The 571-nt window shown below is 66.2% G+C and carries 1 protein-coding gene; it reads left to right on the plus strand.

The genetic code is table 11. From position 1 onward, the window contains the following. The first annotated feature begins 98 nt into the window (after window positions 1–98). Window positions 99–518 (plus strand): ATP-dependent Clp protease adapter ClpS, encoded by a 420-nt coding sequence (gene clpS / locus GTW58_RS13750; RefSeq protein WP_425338855.1) that lies wholly within the window; start codon window positions 99–101, stop codon window positions 516–518. The last annotated feature ends 53 nt before the right edge of the window (window positions 519–571 follow it).

The raw sequence follows: 571 nt of genomic DNA on the forward strand, positions 1-571 counted from the left end.
GTAGTGGTCCGTGAGCAACGACGTCGGTGCCGGGGTCCAGGTGGAAGTCTGTGCGTTCACAAGCGCCACTCTAGTCGGAGGGCCCGTACCATGGAGCAATCATGATCTTCACGAAGCACCCTCCGCACGGTGGCCGATCCGCTCGCGCGGCCCTGCCCCTGTCGGTGTGTTCTACCGCAACCCTGGGGCCCGCCGTGGACGAGCGGACGGAGACCAGCGCATCGGAACAGGTCTCCACGGACACACCGTGGCAGGTCGTGGTGTGGGACGACCCCGTGAATCTGATGAGCTGGGTGACGTGGGTTTTCCGCACCTATTTCGGCTTCCCGCAGTCCAAGGCACACACGCTCATGATGGCCGTCCACACCGACGGGCGAGCCGTCGTGACCTCCGGGACCCTGGAGGAGGCGGAGAAGCACGTGGCTGCTCTGCACGGTTACGGGCTCTGGGCCACGTACGAACGCGCCGGGGGACAGAACGACGGAAACGCCGGTGGAAACCAGGAGGGTCGGCACTGATGGCGCAGCCGTGTCGTTCCACGCCGCCCGGATTGATCGCTCGGGTGGACCCC

It is taken from the genome of Kocuria subflava (assembly GCF_012163155.1).
Lineage (GTDB): Bacteria > Actinomycetota > Actinomycetes > Actinomycetales > Micrococcaceae > Kocuria > Kocuria subflava.